Source organism: Saltatorellus ferox (genome assembly GCA_007751475.1).
GTDB lineage: Bacteria > Planctomycetota > UBA1135 > UBA1135.
In genome coordinates, this window is record CP036434.1 from 4,246,823 (window position 1) to 4,266,751 (window position 19,929).

A 19,929-nucleotide genomic window follows, 5' to 3' on the forward strand; every position below is an offset into this window, starting at 1 on the left:
CGTCAGGGCAGGAGGCGCTTCACTCGCTTCTTGCCCACCTGCACGAGCACCTCGCCGCTCGGCTTCGCGACCTCGTAGGCCACGTCGTCCTGGACGTCTCCGTCGAGGCGCACGCCGCCCTGCTGGATCGCCCGGCGGGCCTCCGAGGTGGACTGGCAGAGGCCCGCTTCCTTCAGGAAGTTCGGGAGGGCCAGGGAATCGCCCCAGGAAGCGTCCCAGGTGACGGCGGGGATATCGTCCGGGAGGACCTTGTCGCGCACCTCTCGGTTGAACATCTCCGCGGCCTCGGCGGCCGCTTCGGCGCCGTGGTAGAAGGTGGTAACCTCTCCGGCGAGGCGGGCCTTCGCTTCGCGCGGGTGGCCCGCCAGGATCGCTTCGATATCATCTGGCGAGAGACGCGTGAGGTGCAGGAACCATGTCGGCATCACCTCGTCGTCCACCTGCATGATCCGGAAGGTCATCTCCTTCGCGGTCGCGGTGAGACCGACAGCGTTGCCGTAGGACTTGCTCATCTTCCGGCCATCGAGGCCGTTGATGAGCGGCTGCGTCATCACGATCTGCGGGCGCTGATTCTCCTGCTCCTGGAGGCGGCGGCCAACGAGGAGATTGAAGAGCTGGTCCGTCCCGCCGAGTTCGAGGTCGGCCTCGACGATAACCGAGTCCCAGCCCTGCATGAGAGGGTAGAGGAACTCGTTGATGCCGATGGGCTCGTTCGCCTCCATGCGCGTCTGGAACGTGTCGCGCTCGACCATCTGCGCCACCGTCATGCGCGTCGTGAGCTTGAGGAGGTCCTCGAAGTTCATCTTGTCGAACCACTCGGCGTTCTGACGGACCTCGGTCTTGGCGAGATCGAGGACGCGGGCCGCCTGGGACGTGTAGGTCTTCAGGTTCTCGTCGACGTCGGCCCGGGTCAGGATCGGGCGCAGCTTGTTGCGGCCGCTCGGGTCCCCCACCATCGCCGTGGCGTCGCCGACGATGAGGACGATCTTGTGGCCGAGGTCCTGGAGGTCGCGCAGCTTGCGAAGCTGGACCGCGTGGCCGAGGTGAAGGTCCGGCGACGAGGGGTCCATGCCGAACTTGATGCGCAGTGGCACCCCCGTCTCCAGAGACCTGGCGATCATCCCACGGAGCTGTTTCTCGTCGATGAGGTCGGTGGTTCCGCGCTTGAAGACGGCCAGCTGGCGCTCGACTTCAGGATCCTGCTCGGTGGTGGTGACGTCGGCGCTTGAGTCTTGCATGGCGCCGAAGATACTAACCCGGAGGAGCTAGCCGCCGATAGCACGACCCTCGGCCGCACGCGCCTCGTAGCGCTCGATCAGCCAATCGCGCCAGCGCTTCTCGTCGCGCCCGAACTCGTTCGTCCCCACGATCCAGCGCAGCGCGGGCACGATCGAATGGAAGGCGTCGATCGGCAGGGTCTGGACCACCTTACCCAGTCGATCCAGGGTCTCATCGCGCCGCGTGGGCGAGATCCGTACGGCACGTTCGAGGAGCGCAGCCAGGGGGGCGCCTCCGCGCTCGACCAGTTCCGCGAGTTCGACCGGCTCGACGAGGCTCGTCGGCACCCAGCCCGCCAGATCCGTCCGCCGGGTCCGCGGAAGATCCTCCTCGCGCATGGGGAGCATCAGATCCCCCTCGCTCACCGTGCCGCCGTTGAACGTCACCTGCGTCTCCATCCGCGTGGCGATCGATCCAACCGGGACCTCGACCGGGACCTCGGTCAAAAGCGCGCGAACCGTGCCCCGGGCCGGGATCTCCAGCCGGGTCCCACCTTCGAGCGCCCGGATCCGCGCCTCCCGCCGCTCGCCGCCGGTGCGCGGCTCGAGCGAGGCGCGCAGCACTTCGAGGCGCCCGGCTCCCGGCTCCAGCACGAGCGGCTGCGGCCACGTCGACTTCGCGACGAGATAGATCTCGATGACCTCGGTCCCGGGCTTGCGCTCCAGCTCGAGTTCCATCTCGATCGCGGCCATACGCAGGCGCCCCTCGATCACGCGCTCGAAGCCCTCGGCCATCTTCAGCGCGGCCTGGACGTTCTCCGCGCTCGGAAGCTCGCCGCCCAGGGTTCGGGCCGCGATGTCGTCGTCTCGCTGGCGCGCCTCCGCCAGCGTCGGTGCCGTCGCGCGATCGACGGCCAGGCGCTGCTGGAGCCGCTGGAGCGTGGACCGGGCCACCAGGAGATCGTCGGACTCAAGAGCCGCCTCCAGCGCATCGAACGCCGCGGTATAGACCCTGTGAACCACGAGGCTCGCACCGCTCGACACGGTCTCCACCTCCAGGGTCACGGGCGACGGCGCCGATCCCGGAGTGCCATGGCACCCGGCGAACAGGGCGAGACCGAAGAGCGATACGAAACGGCGGGGGCAAGCGGGAACAACCATGGCGCAGCAGGGTAGCACCCCGCGGCGCCGTTGTTTCGGAACGCTCAAGAAAGAGGCGAGGGCGGCCATTGCCGTCCTCGCCTCTCTCTTCAGGCAACCGCCCTTTCAGGCGGCAGCCATCGTGTCTTTACGGAAGCGACCTACTCGGCCTTCTCTTCCACAGGTGCTTCGGCTGGAGCTTCTGCCGCAGCTTCGGCTGGAACTTCTGCCGCAGCTTCTGCCGCTGCTTCGGCCGGAGCAGCTTCAGCAGCCGGAGCCGCCGAGTCGTCGCCCGAGGCGTCCTCGGTCGCTTCTGCCGCCGGCTCCGGGGCCGGAAGGTTCTCGTTCTCGGCGAAGTCCGAGTGAACGAACGAGAGACCGATCTTCCGCTCCTCGATGTCGACGCGGATGATGCGAACCTCGACCTTCTGACCGGGCTGGAGGATGTCCTCCGGCTTGGCCTCACGGTCGTCCGTCAGCTCCGAGATGTGGAGCAGACCTTCGAGGTCGTCGTCGAGCTTCACGAACACACCGAAGTTGGTGATCTTCGTGACATAGCCGGAGAGGAGGTCGCCGACGTGGTAGTTCGCCGGGATCGTCTCGAGCCACGGGTCCGGGGTGAGCTGCTTCTTACCGAGGGCAATCCGCTTCTTCTCCTTGTCGACCGAGAGGACGACGCACTGCAGGCGGTCGCCTTTCTTGACCATCTCGGACGGGTGCGCGACCTTCTTGGTCCACGACATGTCGGAGACGTGCAGGAGGCCGTCGATGCCCTCCTCGATCTCCACGAACGCGCCGTAGCTCGTGAGGTTGCGAACCGTGCCTTCGATGACCGTACCCATCGGGTAGTGCTCCTCGACGAGGTCCCAGGGGTTCGTCTCGGCCTGCTTCATGCCGAGCGAGATCTCCTGCTTCTGGTGGTTGAACTCCAGAACCACGACCTCGACCGGATCACCGGTCTTCACGAGCTCCGACGGGTGGTTGACGCGACGCGTCCACGACATCTCGGAGATGTGGACGAGGCCTTCGATGCCCTCCTCCAGCTTGACGAACGCACCGTAGGACATGATGTTGACCACCTCGCCCTTGTGCTTGCTGCCCGCGGGGTAGCGTGCTTCGACGCCGTCCCACGGCGACGCGGTCTTCTGCTTGAGACCGAGGGCGATGCGCTCGCGGTCGAAGTCGACGCGGAGGACCTGGACTTCCAGCTCCTGCTCCAGCTCGACCATCTCGCTGGGGTGGTTGATCCGGCCCCACGACATGTCGGTGATGTGGAGCAGACCGTCGATGCCGCCGAGGTCGACGAACACGCCGAAGTCGGCGATGTTCTTGACCGTACCCATGCGGATCTGGCCTTCGGTGATGTCCTTGAGCAGCGTCTCTTTCTGCTTCTGACGCTCTTCTTCGAGGAGCTTGCGCCGCGAAACGACGATGTTCATGCGCTCCGCATCGATCTTGATGATGCGCGCGCGCACCGGCTCGTCGATGAAGTCGGAGATGTCGTGCGTACGGCGCAGCGCGACCTGGCTCGCCGGGAGGAAGACGTTGACGCCTTCGACGTCGACGAGCAATCCACCCTTGATCTTGCGCTGGACGATGCCCTGGACCTCGTCGCCCTCGGCGTACTTCTGGCTGACGTGCTCCCAGGCGCGGAGACGATCGGCGCGGCGCTTGGAGAGCACCGACATGTCGTTCTCGTCGAGGCCCTCGAAGTACACTTCGAACGACTCGCCCTTGAGCGGAAGGTTGTCGCCGAACTCGTTCAGCGAGATCTGACCTTCTGCCTTGCCGCCGACGTCCATGATGACGAGGCCGGTGCGCTCGTCGACGGAGTCGACCTTCGCCATCACGATCTGGCCGGGGCGGATATCGACGATGGACTCGTTCAGGCTTTCTGAGAGTTCCTCGAGGGACTTGTCGCCGAAGTTCTCGGCAACCCTCCGCTCAAGCTCAGCTGGATCGAGTTCGTACTTGCGGACGCGGCGTGAAGCGACGGCCATGGGGAAGGAGTGGGGTTTCTGTGTTCGAGGGACGCTGGTCTCCTCTTCACCCCGTCGGCCGAAGCTGGAGGGTGAGGCCGCGGAGGGCCGGGAGTCCGGGTGGGGGCACGCGCGGGCCCCGACGGATCGGGGCGGCGGCTCATCACCTGCGAGGCGGGCGCTGGCTCACGCGCGATGGCGCGGAGTGGATGATGAAAAGCGCAGTCAGCCTGGCGGCAGTCTCAGGAACGGGGCCAATGGAAAAGGCGAACGGGGCGCACCCCCGCGGGCGGTAAGCTGATCGGGGTGGACGATTCCAGCCCCACGGCGAGCACCAGTCAAATGGCCTCGCCGCCGAAGCGCCGCCTACGAGGCGCTCCAGGTTGCCTTTCGGCCGAAGTGTTGTACGCCTTGAGTGCCTCGAACGCACCCTCCAGGCCCCGGAAACCGGGCAGACGAGGGCAAAACGGCCCCGAATCCATCGCCTTTGACCCACGACGACGAAGAACCGAAAGCCCGGAATCGACGCGGCGATCGTCGCCCGGGCAAGACCCGAGGCGCCGAAGGTGCGGCCAGGCTCTACCTGGCGGACGGCCTGGGTTGGCTAGCGGGGTACCCGTACGGTCCCCCGTCCGGAGGCGCCGACGACCGCGTGATCCCCTGGCGAGCGCGTCCCAGGTCCAACGGCGCGTGGCAGGACCTGACGCTCGACCGGGAGCGACTGCGCGCCAGCTTCTACACGCTGCGCGGCGCCCCGCGAAAGTTCCCCCGCGTCCTGGAGAGCGTGGTGGGCGACCTCGCGGCCTGGTCGACCCGCGTGGAGGAGCGCCTTCGCCAGCTCCAGAGCGCTGTCCACGAAGGGGATCCCGTACTCGCCCCAAGGAGCTCGGCGGCCCCCTGGCCCGAACTCGAATGCCTCGCCTGGGATGACGACGACCTGCGAGAGCGCGGAACCCTGACGCTGCAGCGCTGGGCCGCACCGCTTCTCATGCTGAGGAGTTCGCCGGGAGAGGACCTCTCGACCCGATTCGCGATGGAGGTCCTGGCAACCGGTGGGAATCCGGATCGCCTGGAAACGGCTCGCCTCCTTCTCGCGCAGCCCGGCGCCTTCGACACCAGGACCCGAAGCGGAGGCGCCCCCGCGGCGCTCCAGGCCCTGGTGACCCCGCGGGCCACGTTCTCCGCAGGCCGAGACCCCAGCGGCTTCGACCCCCTGGATCTCGGGCCGCGGCAGGCGGGTGACTCCATGGGAACCGAGCTCGTTCGCTTCCTGCTCGAAGAGCGCGACGCGACGGCCCGGGACCTGGTCCTGGGGTCACTCTCTGGACTCCACGTCCAGGAGTGGGCGGCCTGGTGGGACGGCGTGGGCTCGCTCCGGGAGGAGGCCGCGGTGCTGACGACGCTCTGGAAAGACGCTGCACGGTCGACTCGCGCGCTCCGGGACCTCTCCCGGCTCATCGCAGATCGCGCGCGAGTCCTCCTGAACGAGGTTCCCCGTGGACTTGAAGTCCCATCGTTCGCCGCGTCCGCGAGGAGAGTCTCGGCCCAGCGGGACGCAGACGTTCTCCGATCCATCCAGGGCTGCCTCGATCGCCTTCCGGATTCACCGTCCGATTTCCCCGCCGCTCGATCCCTCTTCCTCGACGCCGCCGGGAGGCCGCTGAGCTCGCTCGGCGAAGGTCGCCGGGCCGCGCTCCTCGACGGTCTAGCGCAGCGACTCGGCGGCCCGGTGGGCCGCGCGCTCCCGAATGCGCGACGCCTCGCCGCGGCTCACTTCGTGGCAGAAACGGCTCTGGAATTCGAATGGCGCTCGGATGAGGTTCCCTGGGAGCACGCGGAGGACGTCCTCGATGCCGCGTTCGAGCTGGCTTCCGAGGCCTCGAGCGACGCATGGGTCCGTCGCGCCCTCGGTGACTGGCGGTTCAGCGGCGCGTTCGAAGGCCTCGCGATCGCAGTCCGCGACCCGCGTCAGCTCGCGGAATTTGCGCGAGCGAATCTGCATCGATGCACGTGGGACAGCGCGGCGGTGGCCGCCTACCTGGCCCACGACGCTGCCGCCCTGGAGACGGAGTACTGGCAGGCGTGGGCAGCGCTGGAGGAGCGGAGCGACTCGGGGGTGCGCAAGCTTCGCCGCGTGTGCCGCGATCCCCTCATGCTGGACGAGCTGCGTCTGGCGTTCCGAGCGGGGGTCGAGCGCGCCGATCTGGCGCGATTCGCTCGCCTCTGGGTCCGGAAAGAAAAAGCCGATCGCGGCCAGGCCAGCCCGCCGCCCGCGCCGAGAAACGCCAGCGCCACCGAGCTGGAGGACCTCTGCGCCTGGATTCCCACGGGCCTGGTTCCCGCGGCCCAGGGACTGCTGGCCCACGCCGACATCGCCGCCTTACAGCGCGCGCTTGCTCCTACTCTGGTGGATCCCGCGGCCTTGCGCGACGAGCTGCTCGCGATCGAACGGCTGCTGAAGGACGAGGACCTGAGCCCGGTCAAGCGGCCGTCCCTCGAGCGCAGGCGTGCGATGCTTCGCGCGCGAATCGACGGTCGGTCGACGCTCGATCCAGGGGACTTTGAGGCATGCCGCGCGAGACTCGAATCGGCCGCCATTCGCGCTCGATTCCGGCGCTGGCTGGGAGAGCTCCAGGCTTCCACCACGGCCGCGCTTTCCGAGCGAGCGCGCACCGCGATCGACTGGTCGCAGGATCGACAGGCCGAACTCGTGGTCGCCGGGATCGAAGCGCTCCCTGGCCCCACGCGCGCACTCGGCTATCGCCTGCTCGAAGAGCGCGCGGGCCCTCGACCGTGGGACCTCCGCGACGAGCCGGCCAACCGAGCCTGGCGCGACGAAGCCGAGGCCCGCGGCCTTCGACTGGAGCGATGGTTTTCGGCAGGCGAGTTCCAGCTCGGTCAAGATGTACCTGAGACCACCGCACTCCGCTTCGCCGTCGAAGGCGACCCCCTAGAGATCATGAAGATGGGGCTCTGGTTCGACACCTGCCTGTCGCCAGGCAACGTCAACTTCTTCTCGACGACGGCGAACGCCGCCGATGCCAACAAGCAGTTGCTCGTCGGGCGAGATGCGAACGGAACGGCCCAGGCGCGATGCCTCCTGGCGATCACCGACAGCTGGCACCTCATGGGGTTTCACCTGTACGCGCACACGAAAGGCAGCGTGCTCACGGCGAGCGTTCGCGGGCTGGTGCTGGAGCTAGCGCGGTCGATCGGGATCCCGCCCGCGCCCACGGGCCGCGTCCGCACCCTCGTCGCCCCCGCCTGGTACGACGACGGGCCCGTCGATCTCACGGGACAGCTCGCGCGCCTTCAGGAGGGCGGCGACCTGGAAGCCAGCCTGAAACGCTCCCCCACGACGGCGGCCTTCCACCTGACCGCGGACGGTCTCGGCCTCGACGTCCTGGAGGCGTCCCTCGAACAAGTCCTGTCCCAGCCGGTCTTTTCGCAAAGCCCGGACCGAACCGCTTCGTTCGCCCCGCTGCTCGTGGACCGACGTCTTCCGGGCGCACTGGCCATTCGATTGATCTCCCTCCTCGCCGAATCCCATTCGGACCTCGCCCGATCGTTGCTCCGCGAGTTCCTCCGTCGAAGGCGCCTTTCACGGCTGGGGCTCGGCTACTACCAGGACCTCGAGCTGGCGAGTGCCCTGAGGCGACTCGGCGAGCCAGGGCAGGCGCTCCGACTCCTTCGCGCTCATGAGAACGCGTACGACCGGACCTGGCGGCACGAGGAGATGGCGCGCTCTTTGGAGGCGCTCGGGCGGAGCGATCAGGCAGCCGAGATCTGGCGAGAGCTGGAAGAGCAGCGACAGAGAGACGCATGAAGGTCGTCCAGGAATGGGAGTCCCGGGAAATCGAGCGCGGTGCAGCGCCCTGGTCCCGGTCAAAAACCGAGGGGCGGGCGGCCGCCGATGGGTAACCTTGGGACCAGCGAGCGGGCGACTTCCCCGCCCTTCCTTTCACCTCTGCGCCCTCTTCGATGAACCGTTCGATTCTGGCGATCCACGCCGTGGCTCTCTTCGCAGCGTCGGTCACGCTGGCTCCTTCCTCTGCGACCGCGACGCCGCTCTTGCGTTCGAGCGCCCAGGGTGCATCGCTGGACCAGGTCGGGGTTCCGTTCTGCCCTGGGGACGGCTGCCCGTGTGGCAACGAATCAGCGAATAGCGGCTGCGGCAACGATGGCTTCGACCAGGACCTCACGACGGGCGCCCTGCTCTCGAGCGCGGGGACCGGGGACGTGGTGGCGGACGACCTCGAGATCCTCATCTCCGGCATCGCACCGGGCGCGGCGACCGTCCTGTTCATGGGATCGCCCGCGAACTCGGTGCGCAACGGCGACGGACTGCTCTGCATCGGCGCCGGATCCTCGGGGCTCTACCGCTTTCCGATCCGGACCGCGGACAGCGCTGGCACCGTCACCTACGGCCAGATCGTGGCCACCTCGCAGGCCTTTGGCGCGGGCGCGCTCCAGCCCGGCGACACGCGCGCGTTCCAGGCGTTCTACCGCGACGCCATGGGACCCTGCGGCGCGGCCTTCAACGCGACGAGCGCGCTGAGCGTGACGTTCAGCGCTGCGACACCGACACGCCCGGTCGAGGTCGAGATGGGCGGTCGGCCCCTCGCGCAGTTCCCCCACTTCGAGCGCGTCGACGCGCTCAACGAAGGCGACACCCTCTCCCTGACCCTCGACGGAACACCGATCGCCCAGTCGACGGGGATGAACGTCGACATCTACGTGGTCGCCGCGCGCTCCGCCCGCGAGTGGGCGCTCGATGCCACGCTCGTCGATGCACGCGGGAGCGCCCAGGCGATCGCCGTGATCGGCGGCGCTGCCACGAACGCGATCTTCACGCTCGACGCGGGCACGCTCACCGGTACGCCTGCGCCGGGACCGGGCGGGGATCGAGTGGGAACGGCCTACGATCTCGTCGTCGACGTCGATCGCGATGGCTTGCTCGGGCCCGGCGACCTCATCGATGGCGGCGGTGACGAGCCTGCGCTCATCATCGCCAGGGACACCGTGCAGCCGTCCCAGCACGCGGTCACCTCCGTGCTCTTCAACGGCGGAAGCCTGCGTCGCCAGAAGATCTACTATCCCTCGGACATCGCCACCATGGGCGCCGTACCGCTCGTCGTGGTGAGCCACGGGAACGGGCACAACTACCAGTGGTACGACTACATCGGCGAGCACCTCGCGTCCTACGGCTACGTGGTGATGAGCCACGAGAACAACACCATGCCGGGGATCGAGAGCGCCTCGCTCACCACGCTCGTGAACACGGACCTCTTCCTGGCCGAACTCGGGACGATCGCGGGCGGCGTACTCGACGGCCACGTCGATGCCCGCAACATCGCCTGGATCGGCCACAGCCGCGGGGCCGAGGGCGTGGCCCGCGCGTACCAGCGTCTGACGCTCCAGGAGTACGTGCCCGACCACTACGGAGCCAGCGACATTCGCCTGATCTCCAGCATGGCGCCTACGGTCTTCCTGGGCCTGAACCTCTCGAATCCGCGAGGCGTTCCCTACCACGTCTGGACCGGAAGCGCCGACGACGACGTGACCGGCGCCGCGGGGAGCAGCGGCATCGTTCGCTCTTTCGTCCTCCATGAGCGTGCAGCCGGCGAGCGCATGGTGACCGCGCTGCATGGCGCGGGGCACGCGGTGTTCCACGACGAAGGCCATGGCGGCCGGGTGGCCGACGGCCCGTGCTTGCTCACCTTCAACGAGGCCCACCAGATCATCCGTGCCCACTTCACGGCCCTGATGGCCCACTACCTCCGCCGCGAGCCCGGCGTGAAGGACTTCTTCTGGAGACAGTACGAGTCGTTCGCGCCCATCGGCCGACCGCAGTCGTCGTGCGTCACGGTCAACCTCGAATATCGGGACTCCCCTCTCGCGGGGAACTTCTTCGTGGAGGACACCCAAACGAATCCCGATGAATTCCTCTCCAGCTCTGGAGGCGCGGTGAGCTTCGACGTGACCGACCTCACCGAGGAGCGCCTGCGGGACACGAACGGCTCGATGAGCGCCGGTACGTCCGATCGCTTCAACGGGATGAGCCGCGTCAAGGGCAACCTGGATGACTCACGCGGCATCACCTTCCGCTGGGACGCGCCCTCCTTTCTGCGCTACGAGGTGCCGAGCGGCGCCCGCGACCTCCGCGGCGGGCGGTTCCTTTCGTTCCGCGCGACCCAGGTCACGCGCGAGGCGGGAACGGTCGCCGCGCTGGAGGACCTCGACTTCGAGGTCTCCCTGATCGACGGCGCCGGACGGTCGAGCACCATCGCCATCGGAGCCTACGGCGGCGGCATCGAGGAACCCTACCAGCGAACCGGTGACGGCACAGGTGTCGGCTGGTCCAACGAGTTCGAGACCATTCGCATTCGCTTGAACGACTTCTCCATGGACGGCAGCGCGCTCGATCTCTCCGATATCGCGGCGATCCAGTTCGACTTCGGCAGGCCAGGTCTGCCGACGGAAGGACACCTCGGCTTCGACGACCTCCACATCACGGCTCGCTGACATGAAGTACCCACCCAGGCCACAGAGCCGCTCCCTGGCGGTATCCCGCCGCCTCCGCATCGGATCCTTGACCGCCGTCGCTGTCGCGCTGGCGGGTGTATTTCTCTGGAGTGCCACGCGGTCCGAGGGCACGGAGCGTCCGCGTTTCCCCGTCGAAGCCTCCGATGCAGAACCGTCTCCGCAGGCCGGACCGCTCGACCCTCTCGGGGTGCATCGCCTGATCCAGGCGGTGCCCTTTCGACTGGCGTCGCCCTACACCCACGCCTACCGCGCCGATCAGCCCCTGGTGAGCGAGGGCTGGCTGCTCGTCCTGGGCGTCGCCCCGGATCTCGTCCGGCCAACGAACCTCTTCCAGCCGGTGCTCTACGCCGGACTACCCGGCGGAACGCAGACCCTGGAGCGCATCAATCAGGGGCATATCGACGGCGTTTCGATCGCCCTGCTGCCCGCCGAGCTGGACACGGATCCGAGCCTCGCGGGCGTGCCGATCTGGTTCGGCGCGCCCGAGCTCCCGGAGCGCCTGACGAACGAGATGATCGAGGCCGAAGCGACACGGATCACAGGTCTGTCGATCTTCCGCATCTCCGATGCCGCTCTTCGTACAGCAGGGTTGGACGCCGGAGTGATCGAGGTCGCAGATCGGACGCGGCTGGAGGAGACGGCCGCAGAGTTGATCCTGCAATACGCTCCAGGGGAGCGCAGCCTCGCGGAAGGCATCCTGATCGACTGACCCGCGAGGTCATGACTCCTGGAGCGGATCAATACCAGGTCACGCGCCAGGCGCTGGAAAGGTTGTAGACGCCGCCGCATGGGCCGAAATCCCGGAAGACGTACTGGTAGTGCATCGTGTTACCCGCGAGGCTCGTGAAACCAAGCTTCGCGTACGTCGTCGCCCCAACGCCGTCGAGGGCCTGGATCGGTAGACGCTGGCCGACGTTCAAGCAAAGGATCCCGTCCCCCAGGACCATGACCGCGGGAGTCAACCCCTGAAGCATGAACCCCACGTGGGCCGGCGGACCGCCCGTCACGGTCAGCCGGAATGTGTCGTCGAGGACGCTGGGACTGCCCGAACCCTCAAGGCGTGCGCCGGTTCCGGACGAGGAAAGGCACCCTTCCCCGGGCTGCCCGAAGAAGAAGCAAGGGCAGCCGGCCCCGCCCTGACCGTCGCCGGCGCAGTAGATCTCCCCTGGATCGTCGTCGAAGGAATGCAGCTTGGCTTCGAGGCGCGCGCGCAGATCGGCAAGCGTCGCCGCGTACGCCGGGTTGGACGCCTGATTCGTGACCTGCTGCACATCGCCGAGCGGGGCCGCACCCATGTCGTAGAGCTCCTCTGCCCCGTTCGAGTAGCGCATGTAGGCCCAGTGCTCCGTGCGAATCAGATAACCGTTGCCCACCATGGAGAAGGCAGAGTTCCGGACGGAGTTCGCGCTCCCGGAAAGCACGGGCACGAAGGAGCGGCCCGAGCAGCTCGCCGGCACACCCAGTCCACAGAGTTCCGCAAGCGTGGGATAGAGATCCACGTGCTCGGTGAGAGCCGCGCTTCGTCCCGGCGAAAGCCCTGGTCCCGCGACGATGAGGGGAACCCGAGCCGACTCCTCGTGGAGGCTCAGCTTCTGCCACATCGTGTGCTCGCCCAGGTGGTAGCCGTGGTCCGACGTGAAGACGATGTACGTGCTGTCCGCCAGCCCGAGGGCATCGATGCGATCGAGCACGCGACCGACCTGGGCGTCCATGAAGGAAACCGCGGCGTAGTACGCACGCAGGACCTCGCGTCGATCGGCGTCGGAGTTCGGACCGCGCGCCGTCTCGTTCCAGAAGACACCGATGGAAGGGATGTCGGCGAGATCGCCGGGCACCGAGTCCGCGGGGGTCAGCTGGGCGGGATCGTAGCGCTGGAAGTCTGCGACCGGAGCGACGAGGGGCACGTGGGGACGGACGAAGCCGACGGCCAGGAAGAAAGGAGTGTGCTGAAGCGCGTCCAGTCGCTCGATCGCGCGCGTGGCCGCCTGGTAATCGGCCTGTTCGTCCCCGGATAGCGTGCTCTGAACGGTATAGAACGCGGCGCCAAAGCCTGTCCCGTAGTGCTGGTTCGGATCGAAGTTGAGCGTCTCGTTGGTGTAGTGACCGGCGACGCCAGGCGTCCTCCATTCGGGAGCAAGAATGTTGTTCGTCAGGTCCCACGAAGGCGCGTGATCCGAGCCTGCTGCGCCGCTGGTGATGTCCCCCGGGATGGCCATGTGGTAGAGCTTGGAGACGCGCGCTGCCGTGTAGCCGTTCAGCCGAAAGTGTTCCGGGAGCGTCGCCGCAGAGCCGAGCACGCTGTCGAGGTTCGTGTACGAACCGTTCGCGCCCCCGAGCTCCGGGGGATAGCGACCGGACAGGAGCGAAGCACGCGAGGGAGCGCATACCGGGTACTGGCAGTAAGCGCGGTCGAAGGTGACGCCGCGCTGCGCCAGTCGATCGATATGGGGCGTATCGACCTCGAGGTTGCCGTAGGCGCCCAGCGCTTCCGCCGTGAGATCGTCGGCGATGATGAAGACGACGTTGGGAGGACCTCCATTCCAGGAGGTGAGGGCGAGCGGAGCGAGCACGAAGGCGGCAAAGCCGAGTGAGGTCAGCATGGGGTGGGGTGGGTGAAATCGAAACGGGCGAAGCTCACGTCACGTGAGCTTCGCCCCCGCGCTTCTTGAATTCGGTCGCCAGGAATCTGCGCCACGGAATGCAATTCCGCAAGCACCGCCCGGATCCGCGCCCGCGGCGTTGCGCCCGACCCCAATGGGATCCAACGATTATTGGAAACTGACCGAGACGGCGTCGGTGAAGTTCGACACCGCCGAACCACCGACGGAGTCCCGGTGCCATGCCTGGAAGTTCCAGGTTTCACCGGACATCACCGGAACGAGACCCGTGGGCGTCGGCGTCATCGTCAGGTCGATCGGCAACGAGAACGTGCCCGTCGCGCCGGAGTTCTGGATCTGGCCGGCGCCGACGTAGCGACCCACGCCGCCCGCGACGCAGAGAACACCGAGGCTACCGCCTGGCTGGTTGACCATCCCCTGGGTCTGGCTGACGATGAAGAAGCCGAACGCGCTGGTCGGTAGCGAAGCGGCCGTCAGCGTCATGTTGTTGTCTGCAGCCAAGACACTGCCGATCGCGTCGATGCTGCCGGGCGTGCCCGTCGAGTTCGGAACACCGGGCGAGCAGTAGCGCGTAATTCCTGCGCCGAACGAAAGTGGGTTGACCGCCCCACTCGCGAGCGCCGCTGCATCCGAGGCCGACAGGATGCCGTCGTAGAACGCGAGGTCGTCGAGTCCCTGCGTCTGTGCGCCTCCGGCGTTGAGGCCGTCGTTGATGACCCCGATCTGCATGTCCTGGGTCGGGAAGACGCTGCCAGTCATCGGGGTCGTCGTTCCGTTGTTGTCGAGGGGAACCGTCGCGGTCAGGGTGCCGTTGACGTAGGCGCGAACCTCGCTCGCTCCGCGGTCGACGACGCCGACGACGTGATACCATTGGTCGACCGGGGTCACGAACGGCATGACGTTGTTGAAGATGTTGACAGCGCCATTGTCGTCGTCGACCCGGAAGTTCCATTCGTTCGCGAGCGTCGTTGCGATCTGGATTCCGGTCGAGGTGCCTGCGAGGTTGTCGAACACGCGTCCGCCGCGCGCGTCGCCGTCGGTGGCGAAATCGTCCCAGAGCCAGTAGCTGAACGAGAAGCTGTTCATCCCGAAGTCCATCTCGAGGGTGGGACCGCTGAAGACCTCGGCGAGAAGATAGCCGCTGCCGCCGTTGACACCGTTGATGAGCGTATTGAGCGTCGCGCCGGATCCGGCGTAGGCCTCACCGTAGAGCGGGCTGAGGCTCAGATCCGGCGCGCCCACCATCGTGGTGTTCACGCCGCCGACGAGGTCGGCGGTGGAGCTGAAGTCCCAGTAGTGAAGAACGGTCTGTGCAGACGCGGCAGAGGTCGCCACGGCGCAGGAGATCAACGAGGCGGTGACGGCTGTGGAAAGAGTGGGCATCGGTGGAAGGCTCGGGAGGTAGGAGAGATCCGCTTCGGATTCTGATGAGCCGCTGCGGGAGAACCCACATCCTCAGAGATCGCCCCGCGATACTACCAGGGTCATTTCCTGGAAAATTCATGTGCGCGGATCGTCTGCACAGTGGCTCGGGAAGCCCCCGCAGGCACCGCCTGGCCGCGCAGGACCGCTGTGTGCTGCTCGAGCCCAGTCGATGGTCCAGTCGATGGTCCAGTCCAGGACTCAGTCCTGGACTCAGTCTCGGGCCTCAGCTCTGACCCGCGCCAGTTCACAGAGCTCTTCGAGCACCTCGTCGGGGCTGAGACGGTCCGTATCGACCCGGACGGCATCTCTCGTCTCGGTCAGCGGAGAATCCTCGCGCGAGCTATCGAAGTCGTCCCGGCGCTGGAGGTCCTTCTCGTACTCGGCCGCGCGTTCGGGTGCACCCTCTTCCGTGGCGCGGCGCTCCGCGCGAACCCTGGGACTCGCGACCAGGAAGACCTTGAGGTCGGCCGTCGGGAACACGACCGACGTCGTGTCCCTGCCTTCGGCCACGACGCCCCCGCCGGCCGCCACGGACTCGTCCGCGATCTTGCGCTGAAGGCGCACGAGAGCCCGCCGCACGCCCGAGTGCGCGGAGACCTCGGACACGTGCCGCGTGACTTCGGGGCCGCGGATCGCGGGCTCACCGGGCATACCGCCGATGAGGATCTTGCCCTCTTCGTCGAACTCCAGCCGGATCGAGTTCGCCACGGTCTGGCAGGAGAACTCGTCGTTCGGATCGATGCCCCGATCGATGATGACCAGCGTCACCGCCCGGTACATGGCGCCAGTGTCTAGAAAGGTCAGACCGAGGCGTTTCGCCAGTGCCCGAGCCGCCGTGCTCTTGCCCGACGCGGCGGGTCCGTCGATCGCGATGATCATGGCGAGGATCTTACCTGACAGGCACGCCTCCGACCATCGGCGACCCCCTCCCCATGGGCGCTATCTGCGGTCCGAGTCCCCTTTCTTCGCCTCGACCATCTCCATCACGCACTGGCCGATGACCCCGTCCAGGCGAGCGGCCACGTCCGGGGTGTAGGCGTTGGCGGCCACGAGAAACGCGACGTCGACCTCGGGGGCCACCCAGGCGTTCGCGAACCAGAAGGTGTTGGATCCCGCGTGGCTCAGTGCCTGGCCGCCGGCCCAGCCGCGCTCCAGGAGCATCCATCCCATCCCGTAGCCGCCATCCGGGCCCGGTGCCAGGAGCGCCTTGCGGGATTCAGGGCTGAGGAACGCGCCAGGCCCTTCCAAGCCTGCGTCCTCCAGGAAAATGGTCACGAACCGACCCCAGTCGGCCATCGACAAATGAACCGTGCCCGCCGGCCCCAGGGCGGCATCGTTGTCCGCCTGAAGCGCCTCCAGCTCGCCGTCGTCGCCCTTCCGATGCCCCCATGGCTGGTCGACCTCCCCGAGTGCGCCGGGCGCCCCGAACCCCGCGGTGGTCATACCGAGCGGCCCGAAGATCTCCGCCCGCATCAGCGCCTCCCAGGTCTCTCCGCAGACGGCCTCCGCCATCAAACCGGCGATCATGACCGAGAGGTTCGAGTAGGCGTGCTGCGTCCCGGGCTCCGTCAGCGGCTTCGCCTGCATGGCAAGCCGCGCGATGCCGAGGCGCCTCGCGTGGAGGTCTTGGCCGCCGAACGCGCGCCAGCTGTCAGGGTCCGCCGGAAGCCCCGCCACGTGCCTGAGGAGCTGGGCCACGGTGACGTCGCGGTAGCCCTCGTGGATCTCGCTCGCGATCGAAGGAAGCGTCTCGGCGATCGTGGAGGTCCACTTCAACTCGCCCTTCTGTACGAGGCGCGCGATGAGCACCGCCGTCATCGCCTTGGTATCCGATCCGATGTGGACGAGATCGGCAGGCGTCATCGGGACGTCGCTGCCCGCCTTACGAAGGCCCGCCGCGCCGACTCGCGTGGGCTTGCCCAGCTGGACGATCGCGCCGACAGCGCCGGGAATCCCCGCTCCGGCAAGGGCCGCCTGAAGGCGAGCGTCCAGCGCCTCGTCCCGCTCCCACCCGGGGAGCGATCCCGACGGGAAAGAGAAGCCCGCGTCGGCGCCCGCCGTGGACGCAGCGTCACTCCGGGAGATCCCGGTCTGGCCCGCAGGATCCTGGAGCCAGGTGGAGCTGATGTCGCCGCTGCTCCCACCCAGGAGCGTCAGCACGGCTGTCGAGAGATAGAGCTTCATGTCCCCGCCGCTACGGCGCGGCCGCCTGCATCGTTCACGGAAAACGACTAATCTCCACGGGAATGTGGGACCAGCGCTCCATCCGGAACCACCCGAAAGACGTCGTGCGGCCAGCCCCACGCTCCCACCACGACGAAGCGAGGGCCTCCCTCGAGCCGCTCGTCGCGCGTATCGTGCGCGTGACCGCAGACCACGAGCTCCGCGCGGGTGGCGCGGGCCAGCGCATGCACCGCCGCAGGGCGGATCGACTTCGCCTCGGTGGGCTTGTACGCCTTACGATTCTCTGACTGTTTGCGCATGCGGTGGCCGACCCACCGCGCGAACCAGAACGGCGCGTGACGCGACATCCAGCGCACGAACGGCTTGCGCCAGATCGGCCGCAGGCGGAGGTAGTCGTGATCGAGCGTACAGAGCGAGTCCCCGTGCACGAAGGCCGCGCGCCCGCCCGTCGTCGAGAGAACTCCGATGAATCCCTCGGCGTGAAGCTCGGCCCCGGTCGCGCGCTCGAACGAGGCGTCCATGAGCGCATCGCGATTGCCCGGGATCACGTGCACGGACGCGCCGCGGGCGGTGGCTCGCAGGAGCGCGTCGAGCACCTCTTTCGTCCCGGGCAAGCGGACCTGCTTGGCTCCGACCCAGGTATCGAAGAAGTCCCCCATGATCACCAGCTGCGGCACGCCGGGACCGAGTCCATCGCACCATTCGATGAAGCCGGCCGTCCGTGCATCTCCGGTCGGAGCGAGGTGAAGATCCGCGATCACCAACGCGCCGGGGCGCAGCTCGATCTCCGCCGTCGGGATCGATCCTTCGGGCAGATCGCCTTCGGCATCGGTCTTGGAACCGGAGCTCACGCGCCTTCTTCGGGTTCGTCCGCGTCGATCCCGTGGTCACGCAGCTTTTCCCAGAGGACCTTGCGCGAGATCCCGAGGAGTTCCGCCGTCTGCGAACGATGCCCGCCCGTCGCCACGAGCGCGGCACGAATGTGCTCGACCTCTGCCTCGCGCAGCACGTCCCGCAAGGGACGCACGTCGGACTGCACCTCGGCGGTGGCTCGCCAGCGGCCATCCTGGGGTAGGAGGTCCTCGGCTTCGAGCTGAGTGCCCGTCCCCGCGAGCGCGACCGCGCGCTGGACCGCGTTCTCGAGTTCCCGCACGTTGCCTGGCCACGCGTAGCGCTCCAGCATCTTCATCGTCGAACGACTGACCTCGAAGGGGCGGCCGTGCCCGTAGCGCTCGATCATCGCCTGGACGAGCAGGGGCACGTCGCCCCGTCGATCGCGCAGGGGCGGGAGCTGAACCGGCACGACGTGGACGCGGTAGAAGAGGTCCTCGCGGAACGTCCCTTCCTTGACGAGCTTGCGGAGCGGAATCTTCGTCGCGACCACCACGCGAAAGTCGCTGCTCAGCGTCTTCTCGCCGCCGACGCGCTCGAACTGACGCTCCTGGAGCACGCGCAGGAGCTTCACCTGCAGCGGCATCGGCATGTCGTCGATATCGTCGAGGAACAGGGTGCCACCGTTCGCGAGTTCCACGCGCCCCTTGCGCGCTCCCTTGGCGTCGGTGAACGCGCCTTTCTCGTGACCGAAGAGCTCGGCCTCCAGGAGATTGGCGGGCAGCGCCCCGCAGCCGAGCGCGATGAAGGGGCCGTCCTTGCGCGCGGAGAGCGAGTGGATCGCGAGCGCGATGCGCTCCTTGCCCGTGCCGCTCTCCCCCTCGATCTCGACGGTGGCGTCGGTCCCCGCGACCGTGCGAACACGGTCGAAGACCGCGTTCATCACGTCGGATGCGCCCACGATGCCATCGAAGCCCTGGGGGGCAGCGGCGTCGAGCTTCTCACGCAGTTCCTTGTTCTCGGCGACGAGCGCGGACACGCGACCCAGGACGCTGAGCCGCTGGACGACGGCCTCGTTCCGGAAGGGCTTCTGGATGTAGTCGATCGCGCCGAGCTTCATCGCCTCGACGGCGTCGTCCACCGTCGCGTAGCCCGTCATCATGAGGACCGGCCGATCGGGATCGAGCTCCATCGCGAGCTTCAGGACGGCCATCCCGCCGTCGCCCGGCATGCGGACGTCGGTGACCACGACCTCTGGCGGCGGCTCGGTCGCGAGCGCATCGAACGCACTCTTCGTGTCGGATGCGCCGAGCACCGTGTGCCCGGCGTCCTCCAGCGCGTCCCGCAGCGTCACGAAGATCGTGACCTCATCCTCGACGAGGAGGACGCGCATCAGCCCCCCGCGGGATCGAGGCCCGCTGCACCGAGTTCATCGGGCGTCACGAAGAGCGCTCGGTCCCCCCCCGCAGCCACGGCGTCCTCGAGGGCCTCCTCGGCCGCCTGCAGGAGCGCATCGAAGAACATCGTGCGCTGGGCGTCGGTGACGCCGCCGTCGTCGCTTCCGTCGTAGGATCCGCCGATCGCGAGCGTGATCGGAATCGTCCGGCCGTCGCTCTGGAAGTCGAGCTTGCGCGTGTTCGTGATCAGGCGGTTGCACATGGCGCCGAGACCTTGCCCCCCGGTGTGAGGGATGACCGCCAGCAGCCGATCGTCCGCCATGCGACCCAGGAAGTCCGAGCTGCGCGTCGCTCCCTTCAGAAGGTTGATCACGGAGTCGACGATCTCCTCCTTGGCCTCGTAGCCATAGAGATCCCGCAGATGCCCGAGGCGGTCGACGGCCACCATGAGACAGGAAATAGGATAGCCGTAGCGCTGGGCTCGGTTGAACTCGACCCGCATGAGGTGCTGGATCTGAGCGAGCGAGAACAGGCTCTTGTCGGCGGAACTATCGGTCATGAAGCAAGAGTGAGATGCGGGAGAGGTCGCGGT

General features: G+C 67.5%; 13 protein-coding genes. 3 read left to right on the forward strand and 10 right to left on the reverse strand.

The window, feature by feature from the left end:
- Positions 1-2: 2 nt before the first annotated feature.
- The 3 genes from tyrS to Poly30_RS15120 all read right to left on the reverse strand — a co-directional run bounded on the left by tyrS (position 3) and on the right by Poly30_RS15120 (position 4,357).
- On the reverse strand, positions 3-1,238 hold the full coding sequence (gene tyrS, locus Poly30_RS15110) for a tyrosine--tRNA ligase (RefSeq protein ID WP_145198705.1): 1,236 nt from the start codon (positions 1,236-1,238) through the stop codon (positions 3-5).
- A gap of 27 nt (positions 1,239-1,265) precedes the next feature.
- Positions 1,266-2,378 carry a hypothetical protein gene (locus tag Poly30_RS15115; protein WP_145198707.1) on the reverse strand — a complete coding sequence of 371 codons (1,113 nt, stop codon included), beginning with the start codon at positions 2,376-2,378 and terminating at the stop codon, positions 1,266-1,268.
- A gap of 140 nt (positions 2,379-2,518) precedes the next feature.
- Positions 2,519-4,357: a 30S ribosomal protein S1 gene (locus Poly30_RS15120; protein WP_145198709.1), complete on the reverse strand. Its 1,839-nt coding sequence runs from the start codon at positions 4,355-4,357 to the stop codon at positions 2,519-2,521.
- A gap of 466 nt (positions 4,358-4,823) precedes the next feature.
- Between Poly30_RS15120 and Poly30_RS15125 the strand changes: the two genes are divergently transcribed.
- The 3 genes from Poly30_RS15125 to Poly30_RS15135 all read left to right on the forward strand — a co-directional run bounded on the left by Poly30_RS15125 (position 4,824) and on the right by Poly30_RS15135 (position 11,591).
- On the forward strand, positions 4,824-8,162 hold the full coding sequence (locus Poly30_RS15125) for a hypothetical protein (RefSeq protein ID WP_145198711.1): 3,339 nt from the start codon (positions 4,824-4,826) through the stop codon (positions 8,160-8,162).
- A 155-nt stretch (positions 8,163-8,317) separates the two neighbouring features.
- A complete protein-coding gene (locus tag Poly30_RS15130; RefSeq protein WP_145198713.1) occupies positions 8,318-10,861 on the forward strand; it encodes a poly(ethylene terephthalate) hydrolase family protein in 2,544 nt (847 codons plus the stop codon).
- 1 nt (position 10,862) lies between these two features.
- Positions 10,863-11,591, forward strand: coding sequence for a hypothetical protein (locus Poly30_RS15135; RefSeq protein ID WP_145198715.1), 729 nt, complete (start codon positions 10,863-10,865; stop codon positions 11,589-11,591).
- A gap of 28 nt (positions 11,592-11,619) precedes the next feature.
- Here Poly30_RS15135 and Poly30_RS15140 read toward each other — a convergent pair whose 3' ends face one another.
- The 7 genes from Poly30_RS15140 to Poly30_RS15170 form a co-directional block, all read right to left on the reverse strand.
- Positions 11,620-13,482, reverse strand: a complete 1,863-nt coding sequence (locus tag Poly30_RS15140) for a sulfatase (RefSeq protein WP_145198717.1) — start codon at positions 13,480-13,482, stop codon at positions 11,620-11,622.
- 168 nt (positions 13,483-13,650) lie between these two features.
- Positions 13,651-14,883: a LamG-like jellyroll fold domain-containing protein gene (locus Poly30_RS15145; protein ID WP_145198719.1), complete on the reverse strand. Its 1,233-nt coding sequence runs from the start codon at positions 14,881-14,883 to the stop codon at positions 13,651-13,653.
- A 252-nt stretch (positions 14,884-15,135) separates the two neighbouring features.
- Complete coding sequence (cmk, locus tag Poly30_RS15150; RefSeq protein ID WP_419190216.1) at positions 15,136-15,804, reverse strand: (d)CMP kinase; 669 nt, start codon at positions 15,802-15,804, stop codon at positions 15,136-15,138.
- Between the two features lie 60 nt (positions 15,805-15,864).
- Positions 15,865-17,109: a serine hydrolase domain-containing protein gene (locus tag Poly30_RS15155; RefSeq protein ID WP_145198721.1), complete on the reverse strand. Its 1,245-nt coding sequence runs from the start codon at positions 17,107-17,109 to the stop codon at positions 15,865-15,867.
- 47 nt (positions 17,110-17,156) lie between these two features.
- Positions 17,157-17,960, reverse strand: coding sequence for a UDP-2,3-diacylglucosamine diphosphatase (locus Poly30_RS15160; RefSeq protein WP_145198723.1), 804 nt, complete (start codon positions 17,958-17,960; stop codon positions 17,157-17,159).
- Positions 17,957-19,333 carry a sigma-54-dependent transcriptional regulator gene (locus tag Poly30_RS15165; protein WP_145198725.1) on the reverse strand — a complete coding sequence of 459 codons (1,377 nt, stop codon included), beginning with the start codon at positions 19,331-19,333 and terminating at the stop codon, positions 17,957-17,959. Before Poly30_RS15165 ends, Poly30_RS15160 begins: the two co-directional genes overlap by 4 nt.
- Positions 19,333-19,896: a GGDEF domain-containing protein gene (locus Poly30_RS15170; protein ID WP_145198727.1), complete on the reverse strand. Its 564-nt coding sequence runs from the start codon at positions 19,894-19,896 to the stop codon at positions 19,333-19,335. The genes Poly30_RS15165 and Poly30_RS15170 overlap by 1 nt, the downstream gene beginning before the upstream one ends.
- Positions 19,897-19,929 lie beyond the last annotated feature (33 nt).